Source organism: Spirillospora sp. NPDC127506, assembly GCF_040302145.1.
Classification (GTDB): Bacteria; Actinomycetota; Actinomycetes; order Streptosporangiales; family Streptosporangiaceae; genus Spirillospora.
In genome coordinates this window covers 163,878-185,280 of sequence record NZ_JBEORG010000007.1, presented here as the reverse complement: position 1 = coordinate 185,280, position 21,403 = coordinate 163,878, and the positions used below count along the sequence as shown (strand labels likewise).

The following is a 21,403-nucleotide window of genomic DNA, read 5'->3' as shown; positions in this document are numbered from 1 at the left end:
GATAGCGTAACATTGTGGACGGCGTTTCGATGGAGGCGGTGGCGGAGATCCGCGCCGGGATCATGCGGGTGTCGCGCCGCATGCGCTCGGCCCGCTCGCCCGACGCGCTGAGCGGCAACAAGCTCGTCGTCCTCGGCCACCTGTACCGGAACGGCTCCGCCACGCCCGGCGAGCTGGCCGGGGCGGAGGGCCAGAAGCCCCAGTCCCTGACGCGCGTCTTCGCCGAACTGGAGGCCGAGGGGCTCGTCTCCAGGGCGCGCGCCGAGCACGACCGCCGTCAGGTCGTGCTGACCATCACCCCGCGGGGAGCGGAGGCGCTCCGCCGCGACGTCCAGGAGCGCGACGCCTGGCTCGCGGGCGCGCTGGCCGGCCTGTCGGAGACCGAGCGCGACGTCCTCCTGATCGCGGCCCGGCTCATGGGACGCCTGGCGGATAGTTCGTGAGTACGTACTACTTTTCGGGGTAGGGGAACGGGCATGCGCTGGCCCGATCACGCCATCTGGTGGCACGTCTACCCGCTCGGTTTCGTCGGTGCCGAACGCGAGGCACTCCCCGAGGGGGCGCCGCCCGTGCCGCGGCTCGCCATGCTCGCGGGCTGGCTCGACCACCTCGTCGGGCTCGGCTGCAACGGGCTCGCCCTCGGCCCGGTGTTCGCGTCCGAGACCCACGGCTACGACACCGTCGACCACTACCGCATCGACCCGAGGCTAGGCAGCGAGGACGACCTGCAAAGGCTCATCGACGAGGCGTCCCGGAAAGGCGTCAGAGTCCTGCTGGACGGAGTCTTCAACCATGTCGGGCGCGGTTTCGAACCGTTCGCCGACGTCGCGGCCAGAGGCGACGACTCCCCGTACCGCGACTGGTTCCACCCCGACCTGCGCACGTTCGAGGGCCACGACCGCCTCGTCACGCTGAACCACGCCGAACCCAAGGTCGCCGACTACGTCACCGACGTCATGACCCACTGGCTGGAGCGCGGCGTAGACGGATGGCGCCTGGACGCCGCGTACGCCGTCCCGCCCCCGTTCTGGCGGACGGTCACAGACCGCGTCCGCGCGCGCTTCCCCGACGTATGGTTCGTCGGCGAGGTCATCCACGGCGACTACACGCGCCTTGTGGAGCACACCGGATTCGACTCCCTCACCCAGTACGAACTGTGGAAGGCCATCTGGAGCTCGCTCAACGACCGCAACTTCTTCGAACTGGCCCACGCCCTGAACCGGCACAACGGGATGCTCGACGTCTTCGTCCCGCAGACGTTCCTCGGCAACCACGACGTGACCCGCATCGCCAGCCGCCTGAACCGGAAGGAACTCCTGCAACACGCGCTGGTGATCCTGCTGACCACCGGGGGCGTGCCGTCCATCTATGCGGGTGACGAGTTCGGTTTCGAAGGCATCAAGGAGGAGCGCGCCGGCGGCGACGACGCCATACGGCCGGCCTTCCCCGAACGTCCCGACGAGACCCCCGGCTACAGCGCCCCCTACCACCGCCTCCACCAAGACCTCATCGGGCTGAGGCGGCGCCACCCATGGCTCGTCCGCGCCCAGACCACGGTCGCGACCTTGACCAACACGGCCCTGTCCTACACAGTGGGGCACGGCGCAGACCGGCTCGCGGTCGTCCTCAACCTGGGCGATGAGCCCGCCACAGCCGAGCTGCCCGCCGCCGACTGGACGTGCGCAGCCGGTGAAGCGAGCTTCACCGCAGACGGCGCCACCATCCCACCGGCCGGATGGGCGATCGCCGAACCATGACATTTGTCATGGCCCACTCATGGATTCCTCACGGCCGCCTTCTGACGCCTGTGACTGCTCGCCCGCGCCGCCGGCGGCCAGCATGGATCCCATGAAGGCACCTGTGATCGAGGTACGCGACCTGCACCTGAACGAGGCCGTGCGGAATGTCTCGTTCACTGTGGCCGAAGGGGAGATCTACGCGCTGCTGGGCCGCTACGGCTCCGGCAAGACGACACTCCTGGAAATGCTCGCCGGCCTGCGCCGCCCCGCCGGCGGGACCGTCCGCCTCCGCGGCGCGGACCCCTACACCGACCGCGACTCCGCGCGCGCCGGGGCGGTCTGGCGTGACGGCGGCCTGTTCCCGGGGCTGACCGTCACCGAGGTCATCGACACGTGGCGGCGCTGGACGCTCGACCCCATCACCCGCGATGAGGCTTTGCGCCTGGCCCGCCTCACCCACGTCGCCGGCGTCCCGTTCGAGCGGCTGACCCCCGGGCAGCGCCGCATGCTCGACCTCGCGCTCGCCCTGATCGGACGCTCCGACGTGCTCTTCCTGGACGAGCCCACCGCCGGGCTCGACACCGCCGACGCCCGCGAGGTGTGGTCGGTCCTGCTCATGCTGGCCGCGCACGGGACCGGCATCGTCGTCGCGACCCGCGACCCGGACGAGGCGTGCCGCGCCGACCGGGTCGGGGTCCTGGACGAGGGCCGCCTCGTCACCGGCCGGGAGGCGGCCCGGCTCCGCGCCGCCTGAGCGGCGCGGCCCGGACCGACGACCTCACCAGCCGCCTTGCCGGCCGCATACGCTGGGCGCGTGCAGCCCAGGATCCCGCGCCCCACCGTCATCGCCGCGATCATCGTGGGGATGACGGTGCTGACGCTGGCCGGGTTCCTGCTGCCGGCGCTCTGGTACGAGGTCGCCGAGCGGCGGGAGGCCGGCCACCTGCTCGTCGCCCTCACCGGCGTCGCCGCCGCGTTCGGCCTCTACGCCCGGCTGCTGTGGCAGAACCTGATGCGCCGCACCGCACCCGCCCACCGGCTCGGGCTCGCCGCGATCGCGCTGATCTGCTGGGCGCTGCCGCCGCTGCTCGACACCGGGCAGGGCTGGGGCAACGCGCTGCTCGTCCCGGCCGGGCTGATCGCCGTCGTGCTGCCGGTCCGCGAGGCGATCGCGGTCACGGCGGCGGCGACCGTGCTCACCCCCCTCTACGGCCTGCTCCTCGGGCTGCCCGCGCTGAACGTTTTGTACGAGGTCACCGGGGTGCCGCTCGGCGCCTTCTCCGGGTACGTCACAGTCTGGCTGTTCCACGTCGTGCAGGAGCTGCGCGAGGCGCGCGCCGAGCTGGCCCGCTCCGCGGTGGGCGAGGAGCGGCTCCGCTTCGCCCGCGACCTGCACGACGTCCTCGGCCACAGCCTGCAGGCCGTCGCGCTGCGCGCCGAGGTCGCCGAACGGTTCGTGGAACGCGACGACGGGCGCGTCCGCAAGGAGCTCACCGAGATCCAGACGATGGCGCGCGACGCCGTCCGGGACGTCCGCGAGGTCGTGCGCGGCTACCGGGCCACCTCCCTGCGCACCGAGCTGGACGGCATGTCCGCCGTGCTGCGCGCGGCCGGGATCCGGTGCGAGCGGCCGGCGGTGTCCCCGTCGCTGCCCGCGCACGTGCACGAGCCGCTCGGCTGGGTGGCCCGCGAGGCGGCCACCAACGTCCTGCGGCACTCCAGCGCCACCTGGTGCGAGATCGCCGTCCGGGCCGGCCGGGACCGCGTCCGGCTGGAGATCGTCAACGACGGCGCCGGGCGCCGGGCCGGCGACGCGGGCAGCGGCCTGGCCGGCCTCGCCGAGCGGATCGCGGCCGCCGGCGGCGAGTTCACCGCGGGCCCGGCCGGCGACGGGACGTTCCGGGTGACCGCCGCCGTGCCCGCCGAAGCGAGGGGTGAGGCATGATCCGGGTGCTGCTCGCCGACGACCACCTCCTGATCAGGGAGGCGCTCGTCCTGCTGCTGGAGACCGAGGACGGCATCGAGGTCGCCGCCGACGTGGGCCGCGGGGACGAGGCCGTCGACCGCGCCCTCGCCCTCAAACCCGACGTCGCCGTCCTCGACATCGACATGCCCGGCCTGGACGGGCTCGCCGCCGCCGAGCGCCTCGCCCGCGACCTGCCCGGCTGCCGCCTGGTGATCGTGACCGCGCACGGCCGGCCCGGCAACCTGCGCCGCGCCATGGCCGCCGGGGTCCGCGGCTTCCTCGGCAAGGACGCGCCCGGCCGGCGGCTCGCCGAGGTCATCCGGCAGGTCGCCGCCGGCGCCCGCTACATCGACCCGCAGCTCGCCGCCGACGCCCTCGCCGCCGAGGAGTGCCCGCTCACCCCGCGCGAGCTGGACACCCTCCGCGCCGCCGCCGGCGGCGCCCCGGTCTCCCGCATCGCCCGCGACCTCGGCCTGTCGGAGGGCACCGTGCGCAACTACCTCTCCGCCGCCGTCACCAAGCTCGGCGCCGACAACCGCCACGCCGCCGCCCGCGTCGCCCGCGACCTCGGCTGGCTGTAGCGGGCGGCGCAGCGGGCGCCGGGTCAGCGGCGCGCCAGGACCAGGCTGCCCCGCTTCGTGACGGGGAGCGGGGTGCGGACTTGCGCGGCGGCCTCGGCGGCCTGGGGGCGGGGCACGCGGCGGGCGATCAGGTAGTCGCGGACGGCGGCGCGGTCGGGCAGCGTGATCAGCGGGGCGTCCCAGCGCTCCACCTCGACCTCGCCGAACACCTCGCATACCCGGTCGGGGGCGTCCTCGGCGTCGAACGCCGTGGGCTCGGGGCGCCAGACCGGCGCCAGCTCGGGGCTGTCGTTCCGGCAGATCGCGGAGGCGAGCAGCAGCCCGCCGGGGGCGAGGACGCGGCGGGCCTCGCGCAGCGCGCGGCCCGGATCGTCCAGGTGGTGGAGCATGTTCACGGCCACGGCGGCGTCGAACGTCCCGTCGCGGAACGGCAGCCGCAGCGCGTCGCCGCGGACCCGCGTGCCCGGGTGGTCGCGCAGGAGGTCGGCGGACGCGTCGAGGCCCACCAGCCGGATCGGGGAGGGGCGGGGGAGGGCGGCGTTGAGGGCGCCCTCCCCGCAGCCGATGTCCAGGACGAGGGACGCGCCGGCGCTCAGCAGCTTCGACGCGACGTGGTCGTGCAGGCTCCGCGCCCCGATCAGATACTTCCCGGTGACCCGGCCGGCGAGGCGGAAGCGTTCCGGTTCAGAGTCGTGATCGGGTGTGAGGGCCATGTCCCGAGTCTGCCCGGAGGCGGGCGCGGGATGCGTTGTCAGGCGGTGACACCCCCGTCGATGACGAGGTCATGGCCCACTACGTGCGCCGAAGCGTCGGAAGCGAGCCACAGGACGGTCGAGGCGACCTCTGACGTGCTCGCGACGCGGCCGGCCGGGACCGCCGTCCGCATCCGGGCGGCGCGCTCGGCCTCGGTCTCGCCCGGCAGGAGCGACATCGGGGTGTCGCTCGGCCCGGGGCTGACGGCGTTGATGCGGACGCCGTCGGCGATGTGGTCGAGCGCGGCGGTGCGGGTGAGGACGCTGACCCCCGCCTTGGACGCCGCGTAGGCCGCCAGGCCCGGACGCCGGCGGTGAGCACCGATGTTGGACGAGACGTTGACGATCGTTCCGCCGCCGTGGGCGCGCATGTGCGCGATCTCGTGCTTCATCGACAGGAACACCCCGGTCAGGTTCACCGCGAGGACGCCGTCCCAGACGCCGGCGTCGAGGTCGGCGACCGGTGCGGCGGCGCCGAAGATCCCGGCGTTGTTGACCGCGACGTGCAGGCCGCCGTGGCGTGCGGTCACCGTCTCGACCATCCGGGCGGCGGACGCGGGGTCGGTCACGTCGGCGGCCACGTGGTCGGCCCTGCCGGGGCCGATCTCCTTCACCGCGTCGGCGAGCGCGGTCACGTCGCGGCCGGCGAGGACGACGGTGGCGCCCGCGCGGGCGAAGGCGTGCCCGACGGCGCGGCCGATGCCGCCCGCGCCGCCGGTGATGAGGACGATCTTGCCGTCGAAGGTCATGGCCGGGGCTCCGTTTCTAGATCGATCGTTCTTGAATGAGGACGGAAAAGACCCCCGGCCCGGTCGGCCGGGGGCCGGGGATCAGTCGAACAGGGCCTGCGCGGCGCGCGCCGCGTCGCGGACGCGGCCCGGGTCGGCGGGGGCGCGCCCGAGCACCCGCATCCCCTGGAGTATGACCAGCACGAGGCGGGCCAGCGCCCGCGGGTCCTTGCCGGGCGCCAGTTCGCCCTGGTTGCGGGCACGGGTCAGCGCGACGGTCAGCGCCGCCTCCAGGAAGCTCCAGCTCGCCTCGACGAGCCGGGCGGCCTCGGCGTCGCGGGGCGCCAGCTCGACCGCCGCGTTGACGACCATGCAGCCGCGCCGCTCCCGGTCGCCGGCCGATTCCTCGGCGTACCGCTCGATCAGCGCGCGCACCGCCGGCAGGGCGGGGCCCGGCTGCGACAGCCGCTCGGCGACGCCCGGGTCCGTGGTCCGCAGGTACCGTTCGAGCGCCTTCAGGTACAGCTCGTGCTTGCCGCCGAACGTCCCGTAGATGCTGGCGCGGGCGATGCCGAGACGCTCCACGAGATCGGCCATGGAGGTCGCCTCGTACCCGCGCTCCCAGAACAGGTCGAGCGCGCGCCGCAGCGCGGCGTCGGGGTCGAACTCCTTCGTCCGTGCCATGGCAGGACGGTAACCTCGTGCAGAACGATCGGTCAAATATCAGCTCTGCGGGCGGGCGGGAACGGACGGGCGGTCGAGGTCCATGGCGTCCAGCACGGACCCGTCGGCGGCGAGGGCCTCCACGACCGGCCCCCGGCGGGCGCCCCAGACCACGACGACGTGCCCGTGCTCGGGGACGTTCAGGATCCGGTTGCCGACCCTGATCCGCGCCACCTCCGCCGACGCCCGCAGCCGGGCCTCGTGGACCCACTTGGCGCCCCACGGCAGCAGCCGGTTGGAGTTGCGGACGGTGCGGCCCGACCCGTACTTCAGCAGGTGGCGTCCCATCTCCCCGGACGACCGGCGCAGCAGCGGGTCGGCGGGCGCCGATCCGCCGGCGCCGCCCAGCTCCCGCCACTCGCCGTCGCGGCGGTGGAACGTCCACCCCTCGATGAAGGGCGACGCCCCGTCCCACTGGTGTAGGAACGTGACAACGGCGATGTCGCCGTCGACGTCGAGACTGAGCGGAAGGAAGTCCCGTCCCTCCTCGAAGGCGGCGGGAGCGGGGACGGGGAGGCCATCCCTGAGGAGCCTCATGCACTCCTCGTGCACCTCGTGGTCGTTCATGTCGGGACCTCTGGATCGTGCAGGCAGAACAAAGGGCCCTCCCGCGAGAGGGCCCTCACGTGGCACTCACTCTAGAGGTCCGGCTCGTCTGGTTTCACCCATCTGACGCACTCCCTTCCACGCTTTGCCGATCATCGTGCACCGGATCGTCGATCATGGCTCTACGCTGCGTGAACGGCGGTGCGGCAAGGGCTGAGCAGCGGGCCTTCCCGGGGCCGCCGGCGGCGGTTCCGGCGCGGCCGCGTGCATGATCGCCCGCATCCGCGCGGGCCGGGCGTGGCGGTCGTCACAGCACGGCGCGCGCACCGCCCGCCGCCTGCGATGCGGGCGGTTCACGGCGATCGACGTCACACCGGGCGGAGTTGCGGTCACTCGCGTGAAGCGGGTTAACTGCTGACATGTCCTCCGTACGCCTGTGCTTCGCGCACCGCCCGCCGATGCCGCGGGCCCTGCGGCGTACGTGTTGCCGGCGAATGTGTGACCGCTGAGGGCCCCTGCCTGAGCCTCGCGCCCCGAAGCGAGCCGTCCGCGACGTCCACGAGTCACACATGTTCTTCGAACGCCACTTCTTCGAACGCCACCTGCTCGGCCACGCGCCCTTCCCGCCCGGCCGCTCCTGAGCGCCCGGGCGCGCCGCGCCGCACGCCGCCGTCCTGACCGCCGCCGCCCGTTCGGCGATCACCGCCTGGATATTTTCCTGTGATTCAGATCGAGAAACTCCGAAAAAGCTACCGCGACCGCGGCAGACGCGTCGTCGCCGTCGACGGGGTCGACCTGACCGTCGCCGAGGGCGAGGTCTTCGGCGTGCTCGGGCGCAGCGGCGCCGGCAAGAGCACCCTGCTGCGCTGCGTCAACCTGCTCGACCGCCCGGACGAGGGCCGCGTCGTCGTCGGCGGGCAGGACCTGCTCGCGCTGCGCGGCGGCGACCTGCGCCGGGCCCGCCAGGGCATCGGCATGATCCACCAGCACTTCGGCCTGCTCGGCAGCCGGACGGTCGCCGGGAACGTCGCGTTCCCGCTGGAGGTCATGGGCGTCCCGCGCGCCGAGCGGGCGCGCCGCGTCGCCGAGCTGCTGGACCTCGTCGGGCTCGCCGAGCACGCCCGCGCGTACCCGGCGCAGATCTCCGGCGGGCAGAAGCAGCGCGTCGGCATCGCCCGCGCCCTCGCCGGGCGCCCGAAGGTGCTGCTGTCGGACGAGGCGACGTCCGCGCTCGACCCGGAGACGACCGCGTCGATCCTGGAGCTGCTGCGCGACCTCAACCGGCGGCTCGGCCTCACCATCCTGCTGATCACGCACGAGATGGACGTGGTCAAGCGCATCTGCGACTCGGCCGCGGTCATGCGGGCCGGCCGCATCACCGAGTCCGGGCCGGTGGCGCGGCTGCTCGCCCGCCCCGGCTCGGAGCTGGCCCGGGACCTGTTCCCGCTGCCGCCGGCCGAGCCCCGCGACGGGTGGACGCTCGTCGAGGTCACCTTCACCGGCGGCGCCGCCGGCGAGCCGTTCGTGTCGGCGCTCGCCCGCAAGTACTCCCTGGACGTGAACATCCTCGGCGGCGCGGTGGAGACGGTCGCCGGCGAACGCGTCGGCCGCCTCCAGCTCGAACTCCCCGGCGACCCCGGCACGAACGCCGCGCAGCTGGCCTTCCTCCGCGAATCCGGCCTGACCGTCGACGTCAGGAACCGTCCCGCCGGCGAGCACGGCCACGAGGGCGCGGCCGGCGCCGAGAGCGCGGAGGGCGTGCGATGACCTGGAGCGAGGTCGCGCCGCTGCTGTGGCCCGCGACCGTGGACACCCTCTACATGACCGGTGTCGCCACGCTGTTCACCGTCGTGCTCGGGCTGCCGCTCGGCGTGCTGCTGGTCGTCACCGAGCGCGGCGGGCTGCTGCCCGCGGCGCCGGTCAACCGGGCGCTCGGCGTCGCCGTCGACATCGGCCGGTCGCTGCCGTTCCTGATCCTGATGGTGGCGATCATCCCGTTCACCCGGCTGCTCGTCGGCACCAGCATCGGCAACGCCGCGGCGATCGTCCCGCTGACGATCGGCGCCATCCCGTTCTACGCGCGGCTCGTCGAGATCGCGCTGCGCGAGGTCGACCCCGGCGTGCTCGCCGCGGCGGACGCGATGGGCGCCACCCGCCGGGAGATCGTCGGCAAGGTCATGCTGCGCGAGGCGCGGCCGGGCCTGGTGTCCGGGCTGACCGTCACCGTCATCGCGCTGATCGGCTACACGGCCATGGCCGGGACGGTCGGCGGCGGCGGGCTCGGCAACCTCGCCGTCGTCTACGGCTACGAGCGCTTCGAGACCAAGGTCATGGTCGCCACCGTCGCGCTGCTCGTCGTCCTGGTCCTGCTCATCCAGGCCGCGGGCGACCTCCTCGCCCGCCGCCTGACCCATAGGTAACCCACAGAAAGGCACTTGTCGTGCTTCGCAAGATCACTGTCGCGCTGGCCTCCCTCGGTCTCCTGGCCGGGCTGGCCGCCTGCGGCTCGTCGGAGGCGTCCGACGATCCGGACGCGCCGCTGAAGGTCGCGGTCAACCCCGTCCCGCACGGCGACATCCTGGCCTACGTCAAGGACAACCTCGCCGCGAAGGCCGGGCTCAAGATCGACATCGTGACGTTCGACGACTACCAGCAGCCGAACACGGCGCTGAAGGAGAAGCAGGTCACCGCCAACTACTTCCAGCATGTGCCGTTCATGCGGGAGTTCGAGAAGCAGACCGGGACGAAGCTGGCGTTCGTCGCGCCCGTCCACCTGGAGCCGCTCGGCGTCTACTCGAAGAAGGCGAAGAGCCTGCGGGACGTCCCGCAGGGCGCGGAGGTCGCCGTCCCGAACGACCCGGCGAACGAGGGCCGCGCGCTGAAGCTGCTCGCCGACAACGGCCTGCTGACCCTGAAGCCGGACGCGCCGTCCACCGCGACGGAGCGCGACATCGCGAGCAACCCGAAGGGCCTGAAGTTCAAGCCGGTCAAGGCGGCGCAACTGCCCCGGTCGCTGGACGACGTGGACCTGTCGGTCATCAACGGCAACTACGCCATCGAGGCCGGGCTCGCGCCGAACAAGGACGCGCTCGCCGCGGAGAAGGCCGAGGGGAACCCGTACGCCAACGGCATCGTCACCCTGCCGGAGGACAAGGACGACCCGCGCGTGAAGAAGCTCGTCCGGCTGCTGCAGGGGCCGGAGGTGAAGAAGTTCGTCGAGGACAAGTACAAGGGGTCCGTGCTGATCGCGTCCTGACGCGCCGGGCGCCGTCCGGGGGGCGCCCCGCGCGCCGGGACGCCCTCCGGAGGGAAACCGCCGCGGTTTGTCCGCCCGTCCTGATAGGACATGTGCCGACGAACTCGCAAAGGGGACCCATGGGCGTCTATCAGCACCTTGAGGAATACGCCGGCCTGCCGGTGGCCACGTTCAACGAGGACACCCGGCCGGACGGGGAGGGCGGAGCCGGCGACCCGGTCACCGGCGCCGACCTCCCGCCGGCCGCCGACGCCGCATGGTTCGTCGGGACCTCCTTCGACGAGGAGGACTTCGCCGACGTCTTCGCCCGGTTCCTCCAGAGCGTCGACACCACCGAGGTCACGGCGCTGATCATCGGCTACTGGGGCGCGTCCTACGACGACGGCGCCGCCGACCCGGTCGCGCTGCTCACCGCGGCCGCCGCGTCGTTCCCCAAGCTCAGGGCGCTGTTCCTCGGCGACATCACCGGCGAGGAGTCGGAGATCTCCTGGATCGAGCACTCCGACATCACCCCGCTGTTCACCGCGTTCCCCGGCCTGGAGCGGTTCGAGGTCCGCGGCTCGCAGGACCTCGTCCTCGACCCGGTCGAGAGCGACGAGCTCAAGGTGCTGCGGTTCGAGTCGGGCGGGCTGCCCGCCCGCGTCGTCCGGGCCGTGGGGGCGAGCGAGCTGCCGAACCTGGAGCACCTCGACCTGTGGCTCGGCGAGGACAACTACGGCGGCGACGCGACGGTCGCCGACCTCGCCCCGTTCCTCAGCGGCGAGCGGCTGCCCGCGCTGCGCCACCTCGGCCTGGAGGACAGCGAGATCCAGGACGAGATCGCGGCGGCGGTCGCCGGCGCGCCCGTCGTCGCGCGGCTGGAGTCGCTCAGCCTGGCCATGGGCATCCTCACCGACCGGGGCGCGGAGGCGCTGCTCGCCGGGCAGCCGCTGACCCACCTGCGCAGGCTGGACCTGCACCACCACTTCCTGTCCGACGCCATGATGGAGCGGGTGAAGGCCGCGCTCCCCGGCGTCGAGGTCGACCTCGGCGACCAGGAGAAGCCGGACGGCGACTGGCACTACATCGCGGTATCCGAATGATCCGGGACCGCCTCCCGGCGCTCGCCGGATGAGCCTCGTCGCGGTGGGGACGCCCGGTGACCGGCGCCCCGCGCTCTTCGCGGCGGCGTGCCGGGCGGCCGGGCTGCCCGAGCCGCGGCTCGTCGCCTGGACGGACGTGCTGCGCGGCGCCCCGCTCGGCCTGCGGGCGGGCGACGTCCTGCGCATCGACTCGCCGGGCGAGGACCGCGCGGCCGACGCGCTGCTGCGCGGCCCCGGCGATCCCGCCCGCGTCGGCGGCGGCGCGCGCTGGCACCGGACCTTCACGGCGGCGCTGCGGCGGCTGTCGGAGGCGGCGTCGGCGTCCGGGGCGCGGGTCCTCGGCGACGTCGAGGAGATCGCGGTCATGTTCGACAAGCGGCTGACCCACGCGCGCCTGCTGGCCGCCGGGGTCCCGGTCCCCGCCGCGCTGCCGGGCATCGACGGATATGCGGCGCTCCGGTCGCGGATGGACGAGGCGGGGGAGCGGCGGGTGTTCGTCAAGCCGGCGCACGGCTCGTCCGCCTCCGGGGTCGTCGCCCTGCAGACCGCGCCGGGCCGGGTGAGGGCCGTGACCTCCGCCCTCATGTCCGGGGAGCGGCTGCTCAACTCGCTGCGCGTGCGCTCCTACCAGACCGAGCGGGAGGTCGCGGCGCTGATCGGCCTGCTCGCGCCGGACGGCCTGCACGTGGAGCGGTGGCTGCCCAAGGCCACCCTCGACGGCCGCGTGTTCGACCTGCGTGTCGTCGTCATCGGCGGCGAACCCACGCACGCGGTCGTCCGGACGAGCCGCACACCGATGACCAACCTCCATCTGGGCGGCGCCAGGGGAGACCTCGGAGCCGTGCAGCGCGCGCTTGGGCAGGAACGCTGGCAGCGGGCGCTCGACGTGTGCGCGCGGGCCGCGGCCTGTTTCCCGGGCTCCCCGATGGTCGGCGTGGACCTGCTCGTGGGGGCGGGTCTGAACCGGTTCGCGGTGTGCGAGGTGAACGCGTTCGGCGACCTGCTCCCCGGGCTGACGGGCCTTCCAGGCGGTCCCGCCGAAGGGCTCGACACCTACGCCGCCCAGGTCGCGTGGCTCAGATGCACGACATGAACGACATCATCGGCAGCCACGATCTGCTGCTGGTGACACTCGACACGCTGCGCTACGACGTGGCCGCCGAACTGGCCGCGTCCGGCGCGACGCCGACGCTGGCCGGCCTGCTGCCCGGGGGCCGCTGGGAGCGCCGCCACACACCGGGCAGCTTCACCTATGCCGCGCACTCGGCGATGCTGGCCGGGTTCCTGCCGAGGCCCGCGTCCCCGGGGCCGCACCCCCGCCTCTTCGCGGGAGCGTTCCCGGGGAGCGAGACGACGGCGCCCCGCACCTGGACGTTCGACGCCGCCGACCTGCCGTCGGGGCTCGCCGCCGCCGGATACCACACCGCCTGCGTGGGCGGCGTTGGGTTCTTCAACAAGCTGACACCGCTCGGGTCGGCGCTGCCGTCCCTGTTCGCCGAGAGCCACTGGGAACCCGGGTTCGGCGTGGCGGACCCGGAGGCACTGCCCAACCAGATCGGCCGCGTCGCCGAGATCGTGGGCCGGCTGCCCGCCGACCGGCGCCTGTTCCTGCTGGTGAACGTCGCGTCCCTGCATCAGCCCAACTGGTTCTACCTGCCGGGCGCCACCGAGGAGGACGGCGACACGCGCGCCAGCCACGCCGCCGCCCTCCGCCATGTCGACGCCCACATCGGCCGGCTGTTCGCGCTGATGCGCCGCCCGTGCTTCGTCATCGTCTGCTCCGACCACGGGACGGCCTACGGCGAGGACGGCCACACCGGGCACCGCATCGGCCACGAGGTCGTCTGGACCGTTCCGTACGGAGAGTTCATCCTGTCGTGAAGCCCTACCAGGCGTACGTGTACGCGTACCCGCACAAGACCGCCTACCGCCCCCTGGACCCGTCGCCCCCCTTGCAGGACGTCTGGGCGGGGGAGCCGCTCGATTCGCTCTTCCTCTACCTGCACGTCCCCTTCTGCGAGATGCGGTGCGGCTTCTGCAACCTCTTCACCCGCACCGGCGCGCCCGAAGAACTCACCGGCGCCTACCTGGACGCCCTCGACCGGCAGGCGACCGCCGTCCTGGACGCCCTCGGCGAACCCGCCTTCGCGACGGCGGCCTTCGGCGGCGGCACGCCCACCTACTTCACCGCGTCCGAACTGGAACGGCTCTGCGACATCGCCGGACGGTTCCCGGGATTCGGCGCGATCCCGCTCGGCGTGGAGACCTCCCCGGCCACCGCCACCACCGACCGGCTGGCCGTCCTCGCCGAACGCGGCGCGACCCGTGTCTCCATCGGCGTGCAGAGCTTCCTGGACGACGAGGCCCGCGCCGCCGTCCGGCCCCAGAAGCGCGCCGAGGTGGAGGCGGCGCTGGACCGCATCCGGGCGGCGGCGTTCCCGACGCTCAACATCGACCTCATCTACGGCATCGACGGCCAGACGCCCGCGACATGGCTGCACTCCCTGGACGCCGCCCTCGCGTGGCGCCCGGAGGAGATCTACCTGTACCCGCTCTACGTCCGTCCGCTGACCGGCCTCGGACGGCGCGCCCGGGACTGGGACGACCAGCGCCTCACCCTCTACGGCATCGGCCGCGACCACCTCCTGGCCGAAGGCTACGAGCAGGTGTCGATGCGGATGTTCCGCCTTCCCCGCACCTCGGCCGGCGGCATCGGGTACTGCTGCCAGACCGACGGCATGGTCAGCCTGGGCTGCGGCGCCCGTTCCTACACCTCGCGCCTGCACTACTCGTTCGAGTACGCGGTCGGTGCGGGCCAGGTGCGCTCCATCATCGACTCCTACGTAAGTGAGACCGACTTCACGACCGCCCGAGTGGGGTTCGCCCTGGATACCGACGAGCAACGCCGCCGGCACCTCCTCCAATCACTTCTCCAGGCGACCGGCCTCGACCGGGACACCTACCGCGCGCGCTTTGGCACAGACCCCCTGGACGACTTCTCCTCCAAGCTCGCAACCCTCATCGACCGCGGCTGGCTGGACGCGTCCGACACCACTCTCCGCCTCACCCCGGAGGGGCTCGCCTACTCCGACGCCATCGGCCCCGCCCTCTTCTCGTCCCGCGTCCAAGCCCTCATGGACTCCTACGAGGCACGCTGATGAATCACCTCACGATCCTCTACCGCGGACTGCTGGCGAGCTGCGACTACGACTGCCCGTACTGCCCGTTCGCCAAGCGTCGCGACACACCGGCCCAGCTCCGCGCAGACCGCGCCGCACTCGAACGCTTCGTCGCCTGGGTCGCCGCCTGCGACCACCCGGTCTCCGTCCTGTTCACGCCCTGGGGCGAGGGCCTGGTGCGCTCCTGGTACAGGCAGGCCCTCATCACCCTCAGCCACCTCGCGCACGTCCGGCGGGTCGCGATCCAGACGAACCTCAGCCACCGCGTCTCGTGGACCGCCGACGCCGACCTCAACCGGCTCGCGCTGTGGGCGACGTACCACCCCGGCCAGGTCCCCTACCAACGGTTCCTGGGCAAATGCCGCGACCTGGCCGCGAACGGCGTCCGCTTCAGCGTGGGGATCGTCGGTCAGCCCGACCACCTCGACGCCGCCCGCCGCCTCCGCGCCGACCTGCCCGCCGGCACCTACCTGTGGGTCAACGCCGCCGAAGGCCGCGCCTACGACGACGCCGAGGCCGCCTCCTGGACCGACATCGACCCGCTCTTCCCCCTCAGCCGCCGCCCCCACCCCAGCCGCGGGCTTCCCTGCCGGACGGGCGAAACGGTGGTGTCCGCGGACGGCGACGGCACGGTGCGCCGCTGCCACTTCGTCCCGACCGTCCTGGGCAACCTCTACGACGGAACGTTCCGCGACGCCCTGGCCCCGCGCCCCTGCCCCCTGGACACCTGCGACTGCCACATCGGCTACGTCCACCTGAAACCGCTGGGCCTCTACGAAACCTTCGCCGACGGCATCCTCGAACGAATCCCGATCCTCCTGCCCTGACCCCCACAACAAGACGACCGGCAACGCCGCCCGCGGCCGGCGCCAGGGACCACGCCCCGGTCCGCCGTCCTGTGCCAGCGCGGAGCAGCCGGTTCGCGCAGGCGGACCACGGGGCCGGAGGCGTGACCGGGGGTGGTCAGCCGGGCGGGTCCCGGTGATGCGGCGGGGCGGGCGTCCCTTGGTGACTGGGGAAGTGCGACCAAGGGACGCCCGCGGGCTCAGGTCTGCTTTTCGGGGCGGTAGTCGGCCTCGTCCACGCCGAACGTCCACGCGACGCCCGCGCGGGCCGTGCGGGTCCCCGGCGGGACGCGCAGATAGTAGGTGCGGTACGTGCCGTCGGGTTCGGGCGTGGAGTTGACCACCTCGACCATGACCACGGGTTCGTCGCCGGGCAGGTCGATCGACCACAGGACGCCCGTCTCGTCCCGGTGCAGGGGGCGCGCGCCCGTTTCGGCCAGGTAGCGGTCGTAGCCGAAGATCTCCAGCATGACGCGGCGCAGCTCGGCGTTCTCCTCGGCGGAGATGCGGTCGGCCGTCAGGTCGGTCAGGGAGGAGACGAAACCGGGCGGGATGGGCATGCCGCGCCAGGCGTGCAGCGCGAACCCGTCCGGGTAGGCGAGGGCGGGACCGTCGCCCCGGTGCAGCCGGCCGGGCTCGTCGCGGTGCAGTTCGCTGGGGCGTTCCGACATGATCGCCAGCCGCTCGTAGGGCCACCACCAGCCCGCCGAGCGGGCGGCTTCGGCGAGGCCGGCGAGCGGGCCGTCCAGCCGGCCGAGCGACTCGAACAGCGCCAGCCACGGCGCGTCGTGCTGGCCCAGGACCGCGTCGAGCGCGGCCGCCCGCAGCAGCGACGCGGCCGGCTCCTGCTCGGGCGCGTCCCCGGCCTGCTCGCCGATGGCGGCGCGCACCCGCGCGACCAGCGACTGGACCGGGTTCCAGAGCAGGCCCCCGGTGTCGGCCCACGTGCGCGGCCACTGCTCCGGCCCCTGTTCGGAGCAGGCCGCCGCACGTTCCGCCTCCCAGGGCCGGGTGCGCACGTCCGCGAGGACGCTCCTGCCCGGGGTGCTCTCGCCGAGGTCGATCCGCGCCTGTTCGACCAGGCCCCCCAGTCCCGCCGCCGCGAGGGCGTCGCCGTGCCCCGCCAGGACGGCCGCCAGGGCGGCGCCGCGCGCGGGGGAGGGCACCCAGATGTACCGTTCGGGGGCGGCCAGCCCGGCCGCGGCGTAGGCGGCGGCCACGCCCGCCTCGGCGCGGGCGCGGTCGGCGGGGCCGGTGCGGAACGCGGCCGCCTGCCAGTCGCCGACGACGTAGTGGGTCTCACGTACCGTTCCGGTGGGCATCCCGGCCCCCTCAGTCGGCCACGACGCGGACGGCGCCGGGCACGTATTCGCGCTGGCGGATCACCCGGTACCACCCCTTGGGCAGCGTGATCGCCGCGTGCTCCTCGTGCACCAGCCGCCCGCCGGACGGCAGGTGCAGATGGTCGGGGGCGAGCGGATCGGGGGTGCGCAGCAGCGAGCCGGGCGCGGACAGCGCGTGCGCGTGCCCGGTCGCCTCCCCGAGCGCCAGCACCATGCGCCCGCGGCCGTCGCGGGGGGCCGGCGGCAGGTCGCGGACGGACCGCGGAACCGCCTCCTCGGGCACGGGCATGATCAGGACGTCTCCCTGTCGGTACATGCGGCGAACGTAACCTCCGCCACCGACAAAATGCGGGCGCGCGGGAACACCGAGGTCAGAAGCCGCGGGTGCGGCGGGCCGCCGGCCGTCCCCAGCGTCCGGAACCGCCGAGGCCGACGTGCTGGAACGCCCGGACCAGCTCGCCGCCGAGGTTCACCCCGGCTCCCAGCGCCAGCGCGACGGAGATGGCGCCGATGAGGCTCAGCACGCCGGTGTTCGGAGAGCCGGTGTTGAGCTCGACCATGCCCCGGTAGAGCGCGGTCCCGGGCAGAAGGGGGCCGATGGCGGGGACCACGAACGGCATGACGGGCTGGTTGTTGCGGCGGGCCAGCCAGTTCGCCCCCACCCCGACGACCGTCGCCGCGACCGCCGCCGCCAGCACGGGGGGCATGTCCCACCCGCGCGCGAGGACGTACAGCACCCAGATCAGGGCCCCGCCCAGGGCGGCCGCGGTCAGGACGTACTTGGGCGCCGCGAGCGAGATCGCGAAGGTCACGGAGATGGCGGCGGCGGCGATGACCGCGACCGGCCTCAGCTCCGCCGCCGGCGCGGGCAGGTGCTTGACGTCGATCGGCACGCCCATGCTGACCGCGATGTAGACGACCGCGCCGAGCCCCGCCACGATCGCCGCGATCATGAAGAAGACCTCCAGCACCCGGGCCCCGGCGCTCACCAGGTCGCCGGTGATGCCGTCCTGGATGCTGGCGACGAGCGGGCGTCCAGGCAGCAGCGCCAGGATCGCCCCGGTGACGATCGTGGAGGCGTGCCCCGGGTTGCCCATGGCCACCACCAGGGCCGCGGCGGCGGCGCCGATCGCGGCGGCGAGCGCCAGCTGGAAGAACTCCGCGATGCCGCGCCGCGCCAGCGCGGCGGCGGTGCGGTCGCCGAGCAGCGTGGCGATGAACGCGGTGGCCGCCACCAGCGGACCGCCGCCGGACAGGACACTGCCCGACGCGGCGATGAGCCCCAGCGACACCACCAGCAGCCAGGCCGGGTACGGGGCGCGGCCCGCCTTGATCTGCCTGAGCCGGTTGTGGGCCTCGTCCAGTTCCAGCATGCCGATGGACGCGTCCTGGACGAGCTGGTGCAGCGCGGTCAGCCGCCAGTAGGCCGGGGTGCGGCGCCGGATGGCGCGCGTCCCCGTCATGGGCGGCGCGCCCTTGCCCGGGTGGGCCGAGACCAGGAGGCTCGTCAGGGTGACCTGCACCTCGCAGCGGGGAAGGTCGTAGGCGAGGGCCAGGCTGAGCATCGCCTCGTTGACGCGCTCGGTGGTCTCGCCGCTGGCCAGCAGCAGCTCGCCGACGCGGAGCACCAGGTCGACCGCCCGGGGATCGACGATCTCGCCGGGTTCCTCTTCGGGCGGTTCCGGGGGGGATCCGTCCATCAGGACCTGCCATGTCCGCCGCAAGCGTTCGGCCGCGCGCATTCCCCCGCTCGTGCCCCTTCCCCGCCTTGTAACCGATCTTGACTGGCAGGCTACCCGCGGCCCGCCCGCTCCAACTCCGCGGCCGCCCCCGCCCTTTCCACAGAACGCGATTCCGGTGCGGCGGCTTCCGCGGCGCTGGTACCAAGGACGCATGACCACTCCAGAGCAGCTCCGGGACGATGCCGAGCGGTGCCTGCGCGCGCTCGCCGGCGACCACGCGCGGCTCCGCGACGACCAGTGGACGGCGATCAGCGCGCTCGTCGTCGAGCGGCGCCGGGCGCTCGTCGTGCAGCGCACCGGCTGGGGCAAGTCCGCCGTCTACTTCGTGGCGACCCGGCTGCTCCGCGAGCGCGGCGCCGGCCCCACCGTGATCGTCTCGCCGCTGCTGGCGCTGATGCGCAACCAGATCGAGGCCGCGGACAGGGCCGGCATCCGCGCCCGCACGATCAACTCGTCCAACACCGACGACTGGGAGCGGATCTTCGCCGAGGTCGAGCAGGGCGCGGTGGACGTCCTGCTGGTCAGTCCCGAACGCCTCAACAACCCCGACTTCCGCGACCTCGTCCTGCCCAAGCTCGCCGCGGGGGCCGGCCTGGTCGTCGTCGACGAGGCGCACTGCATCTCCGACTGGGGCCACGACTTCCGGCCCGACTACCGGCGGCTGCGCACCCTCCTCGCCGAGCTGCCGCCCGGCATTCCCGTGCTCGCCACCACCGCGACCGCCAACGCCCGCGTCACCCAGGACGTCGCCGAGCAGCTCGCCGGCGACGACGCCCTCGTCCTGCGCGGGCCGCTGGAGCGGGAGTCGCTGCGCCTCGCCGTCGTCCGGCTGCCCACCGCCGAGCAGCGCATCGCCTGGCTGGCCGAGCACCTCGCCGACCTGCCGGGCTCCGGCATCATCTACACGCTCACCGTCGCCGCCGCCCACGAGATCACCGGCTACCTGCGCGACCGGGGCCACGAGGTCGCCGCCTACTCCGGCCAGACCGAGCAGGCCGAACGCCTCCAGGCCGAGCAGGACCTCCAGGACGACAAGCTCAAGGCGCTCGTCGCCACCAGCGCCCTCGGCATGGGGTTCGACAAACCCGACCTCGGCTTCATCGTCCATGTCGGCGCCCCGCAGTCGCCGGTCGCCTACTACCAGCAGATCGGGCGCGCCGGCCGCGGCGTCGACCGCGCCGAGGTCATCCTGCTCCCCGGCCGCGAAGACCGCGACATCTGGGCGTACTTCGCCGGCCTCGCCTTCCCTCCGGAGCAGACGGTGCGCGCCACCCTGGACGTCCTCGAAACGGCCGGCCGGCCGCTCTCCACCGGCGCCCTCGAACCGATGGTCGACCTCACCCGCTCCCGCCTCGAAATGATGCTCAAGGTCCTCGACGTGGACGGCGCGGTCCGCCGCGTCAAGGGCGGCTGGACGTCCACCGGCCGGCCCTGGGCGTACGACCGCGAGCGCTACGAGCGCGTCACCGCCGAACGGCGCCGCGAGCAGCAGGCGATGCTCGACTACATCGCGACGGACGCCTGCCGCGAGGAGTACCTGCGCCGCCAGCTGGACGACCCGGAGGCGGCCCCCTGCGGCCGCTGCGACAACTGCACGGGCCGCCGCTGGCCCACCGACGTCGCGGAGGAGAGCGCCGCCCAGGCGCGCAACCGCCTGCACCGCCCCGGCGTGGACATCGCCCCCCGCCGGATGTGGCCCACCGGCGTCAAGGACGACCTCGGCGTCTCAGGCCGCATCGCCCAGCCGGCTGAAACGGGCCGTGCCCTGGGCCGCCTCACCGACATCGGCTGGGGTACCCGCCTCCGCGAACTGTTCGCCGCCCCCGACGCCGACGTACCCGCCGACATGGTGGACGCCGTGGTGAAGGTCCTGGTCGCCTGGGACTGGCCCGCCCGCCCCACGGCCGTCGTCACGATCGGCTCCCGGTCCCGGCCTCGCCTGGTGACGACGTTCGGCCGGCGCATAGCCCAGATAGGCCGGCTGACCTACCTGGGCGAGCTGACTCCCGTCGGCGACCCCGTCCCGCGCCGCCACAACAGCGCCCAGCGCCTCCGCTCCGTCTGGCATGCCCTGGCCGTCCCCGGCGACCTGGCCGCGGCCCTCCCCACGAACCCCGGCCCCATCCTCCTGGTGGACGACCGCGTGGAAACCGGCTGGACCATGACAGTGGCCACCCGCCTCCTCAAGGAAGCAGGCGCCGAAACGGTCCTCCCCCTGACCCTCGCGATCCCGAACTGACCTCACCCGGCCACGCGCCGCCCCGCCCGCCGAGACGCGTCCCCTACCCGTCGTGGGCGGGCTAGTCGGTGGGGAGGTAGCGGGTTTGGGTGAAGGCGCCCTTGGTGAAGGCGAGGATCTTGGCCGGGCGTACGGCGAACACGTGCGCCTCGCCGCCCTGGTCGTGGGCGAAGCCGTTCTCGGTCGGCTCGTACTGCCATTGGCCGTCCCACTTGGCGGCCCAGGCCGCGGCGAGTCGTTCGAGGGCGGGGCGTGCGGTGACGCGCTCGGCTGCGCCTTCGACGATCACGTCGAGGCCCTCGTCCCAGCGGTTGCAGCCGGTGATCAGGGCGACCCGCGGGTTGCCTGCGAGGTTCAGGGCCTTCTGCTCCTCGGGGCCGGTGGTGAAGTGGAGGGCGTCGTCGAGCCACACGGCCACGAGGGGCGTGACGTGGGGCCGGCCGTCGGCGCGGACGGTCGTGATCCAGAACATCTGCGCGGATTCCAGGGCTTCGAGGGTGGTCGCCCACGGCACCGGCTCGCTGCCCGGTTGGCTGAAGCGCTCGTCGAGCTGAGGCGTCGGGTTCTTCATGGTCACTCCGATCTTCATGGTCACGGCGATGGCGCGGGCAGGGCGATGCGGTCGATCAGGGAGGCGGCCGTCATGTCCGGGTCCATTTCGCAGCCGCTGCGGGGTCTACGT

General features: G+C 73.5%; 22 protein-coding genes. 14 read left to right on the top strand and 8 right to left on the bottom strand.

Annotation, left to right across the window (positions count from 1 at the left end; translation table 11 throughout):
* Nucleotides 1–14: 14 nt before the first annotated feature.
* The 5 genes from ABTW95_RS10480 (at nucleotide 15) to ABTW95_RS10460 (ending at nucleotide 4,286) form a co-directional block, all read left to right on the top strand.
* The gene (locus tag ABTW95_RS10480) at nucleotides 15–443 is read left to right on the top strand and encodes a MarR family winged helix-turn-helix transcriptional regulator (RefSeq protein WP_500226093.1); all 429 of its coding nucleotides are present in this window, start codon (nucleotides 15–17) and stop codon (nucleotides 441–443) included.
* 33 nt (nucleotides 444–476) lie between these two features.
* Nucleotides 477–1,757, top strand: a complete 1,281-nt coding sequence (locus tag ABTW95_RS10475) for an alpha-amylase family glycosyl hydrolase (RefSeq protein ID WP_396447057.1) — start codon at nucleotides 477–479, stop codon at nucleotides 1,755–1,757.
* A gap of 91 nt (nucleotides 1,758–1,848) precedes the next feature.
* Complete coding sequence (locus ABTW95_RS10470) at nucleotides 1,849–2,493, top strand: ABC transporter ATP-binding protein (RefSeq protein ID WP_396447058.1); 645 nt, start codon at nucleotides 1,849–1,851, stop codon at nucleotides 2,491–2,493.
* A gap of 60 nt (nucleotides 2,494–2,553) precedes the next feature.
* The gene (locus tag ABTW95_RS10465; RefSeq protein ID WP_500226090.1) at nucleotides 2,554–3,684 is read left to right on the top strand and encodes a sensor histidine kinase; all 1,131 of its coding nucleotides are present in this window, start codon (nucleotides 2,554–2,556) and stop codon (nucleotides 3,682–3,684) included.
* On the top strand, nucleotides 3,681–4,286 hold the full coding sequence (locus ABTW95_RS10460) for a response regulator (protein WP_396447060.1): 606 nt from the start codon (nucleotides 3,681–3,683) through the stop codon (nucleotides 4,284–4,286). Before ABTW95_RS10465 ends, ABTW95_RS10460 begins: the two co-directional genes overlap by 4 nt.
* A 23-nt stretch (nucleotides 4,287–4,309) precedes the next feature.
* Here the strand turns inward: ABTW95_RS10460 and ABTW95_RS10455 are convergent, their stop codons facing one another.
* From ABTW95_RS10455 to ABTW95_RS10440, 4 genes are all read right to left on the bottom strand, one after another.
* Complete coding sequence (locus tag ABTW95_RS10455; protein ID WP_500226088.1) at nucleotides 4,310–4,999, bottom strand: class I SAM-dependent methyltransferase; 690 nt, start codon at nucleotides 4,997–4,999, stop codon at nucleotides 4,310–4,312.
* Nucleotides 5,000–5,037: 38 nt separating this feature from the next.
* Nucleotides 5,038–5,787 carry an SDR family NAD(P)-dependent oxidoreductase gene (locus ABTW95_RS10450; protein ID WP_396447062.1) on the bottom strand — a complete coding sequence of 250 codons (750 nt, stop codon included), beginning with the start codon at nucleotides 5,785–5,787 and terminating at the stop codon, nucleotides 5,038–5,040.
* An 81-nt stretch (nucleotides 5,788–5,868) separates the two neighbouring features.
* Entirely contained in the window at nucleotides 5,869–6,450 is a 582-nt protein-coding gene (locus ABTW95_RS10445; RefSeq protein WP_396447063.1) for a TetR/AcrR family transcriptional regulator, read from the bottom strand.
* 39 nt (nucleotides 6,451–6,489) lie between these two features.
* The gene (locus ABTW95_RS10440) at nucleotides 6,490–7,056 is read right to left on the bottom strand and encodes a hypothetical protein (RefSeq protein WP_396447064.1); all 567 of its coding nucleotides are present in this window, start codon (nucleotides 7,054–7,056) and stop codon (nucleotides 6,490–6,492) included.
* Between the two features lie 699 nt (nucleotides 7,057–7,755).
* Here ABTW95_RS10440 and ABTW95_RS10435 point away from each other — a divergent pair.
* The 8 genes from ABTW95_RS10435 (at nucleotide 7,756) to ABTW95_RS10400 (ending at nucleotide 15,379) form a co-directional block, all read left to right on the top strand.
* The gene (locus ABTW95_RS10435) at nucleotides 7,756–8,802 is read left to right on the top strand and encodes a methionine ABC transporter ATP-binding protein (protein ID WP_500226085.1); all 1,047 of its coding nucleotides are present in this window, start codon (nucleotides 7,756–7,758) and stop codon (nucleotides 8,800–8,802) included.
* A complete protein-coding gene (locus ABTW95_RS10430) occupies nucleotides 8,799–9,455 on the top strand; it encodes a methionine ABC transporter permease (RefSeq protein WP_396447066.1) in 657 nt (218 codons plus the stop codon). Before ABTW95_RS10435 ends, ABTW95_RS10430 begins: the two co-directional genes overlap by 4 nt.
* Before the next feature lie 20 nt (nucleotides 9,456–9,475).
* The gene (locus ABTW95_RS10425) at nucleotides 9,476–10,291 is read left to right on the top strand and encodes a MetQ/NlpA family ABC transporter substrate-binding protein (protein ID WP_500226083.1); all 816 of its coding nucleotides are present in this window, start codon (nucleotides 9,476–9,478) and stop codon (nucleotides 10,289–10,291) included.
* A 119-nt stretch (nucleotides 10,292–10,410) separates the two neighbouring features.
* Nucleotides 10,411–11,373, top strand: a complete 963-nt coding sequence (locus ABTW95_RS10420; RefSeq protein ID WP_500226082.1) for an STM4015 family protein — start codon at nucleotides 10,411–10,413, stop codon at nucleotides 11,371–11,373.
* Nucleotides 11,374–11,401: 28 nt separating this feature from the next.
* On the top strand, nucleotides 11,402–12,466 hold the full coding sequence (locus tag ABTW95_RS10415) for an STM4014 family protein (RefSeq protein ID WP_396447069.1): 1,065 nt from the start codon (nucleotides 11,402–11,404) through the stop codon (nucleotides 12,464–12,466).
* Nucleotides 12,454–13,254, top strand: coding sequence for an STM4013/SEN3800 family hydrolase (locus tag ABTW95_RS10410; RefSeq protein ID WP_500226080.1), 801 nt, complete (start codon nucleotides 12,454–12,456; stop codon nucleotides 13,252–13,254). Before ABTW95_RS10415 ends, ABTW95_RS10410 begins: the two co-directional genes overlap by 13 nt.
* A complete protein-coding gene (locus ABTW95_RS10405) occupies nucleotides 13,251–14,531 on the top strand; it encodes an STM4012 family radical SAM protein (RefSeq protein WP_500226078.1) in 1,281 nt (426 codons plus the stop codon). The genes ABTW95_RS10410 and ABTW95_RS10405 overlap by 4 nt, the downstream gene beginning before the upstream one ends.
* Nucleotides 14,531–15,379 (top strand): STM4011 family radical SAM protein, encoded by an 849-nt coding sequence (locus ABTW95_RS10400; RefSeq protein ID WP_500226077.1) that lies wholly within the window; start codon nucleotides 14,531–14,533, stop codon nucleotides 15,377–15,379. The genes ABTW95_RS10405 and ABTW95_RS10400 overlap by 1 nt, the downstream gene beginning before the upstream one ends.
* A gap of 218 nt (nucleotides 15,380–15,597) precedes the next feature.
* Here ABTW95_RS10400 and ABTW95_RS10395 read toward each other — a convergent pair whose 3' ends face one another.
* Genes ABTW95_RS10395 through ABTW95_RS10385 form a run of 3 tightly spaced genes read right to left on the bottom strand, consistent with a single transcriptional unit; the run spans nucleotide 15,598 to nucleotide 18,440 of the window.
* On the bottom strand, nucleotides 15,598–16,719 hold the full coding sequence (locus ABTW95_RS10395) for a DUF6745 domain-containing protein (protein WP_396447074.1): 1,122 nt from the start codon (nucleotides 16,717–16,719) through the stop codon (nucleotides 15,598–15,600).
* A gap of 10 nt (nucleotides 16,720–16,729) precedes the next feature.
* Nucleotides 16,730–17,056: a DUF8820 family protein gene (locus ABTW95_RS10390; protein ID WP_396447075.1), complete on the bottom strand. Its 327-nt coding sequence runs from the start codon at nucleotides 17,054–17,056 to the stop codon at nucleotides 16,730–16,732.
* A 55-nt stretch (nucleotides 17,057–17,111) separates the two neighbouring features.
* On the bottom strand, nucleotides 17,112–18,440 hold the full coding sequence (locus ABTW95_RS10385; RefSeq protein WP_396447076.1) for a threonine/serine exporter family protein: 1,329 nt from the start codon (nucleotides 18,438–18,440) through the stop codon (nucleotides 17,112–17,114).
* Between the two features lie 193 nt (nucleotides 18,441–18,633).
* Here ABTW95_RS10385 and ABTW95_RS10380 point away from each other — a divergent pair, with 193 nt between their 5' ends.
* Nucleotides 18,634–20,721, top strand: coding sequence for a RecQ family ATP-dependent DNA helicase (locus ABTW95_RS10380; protein ID WP_500226074.1), 2,088 nt, complete (start codon nucleotides 18,634–18,636; stop codon nucleotides 20,719–20,721).
* Nucleotides 20,722–20,782: 61 nt separating this feature from the next.
* Here ABTW95_RS10380 and ABTW95_RS10375 read toward each other — a convergent pair whose 3' ends face one another.
* Nucleotides 20,783–21,310 carry a pyridoxamine 5'-phosphate oxidase family protein gene (locus ABTW95_RS10375; RefSeq protein WP_396447078.1) on the bottom strand — a complete coding sequence of 176 codons (528 nt, stop codon included), beginning with the start codon at nucleotides 21,308–21,310 and terminating at the stop codon, nucleotides 20,783–20,785.
* Nucleotides 21,311–21,403: the final 93 nt, after the last annotated feature.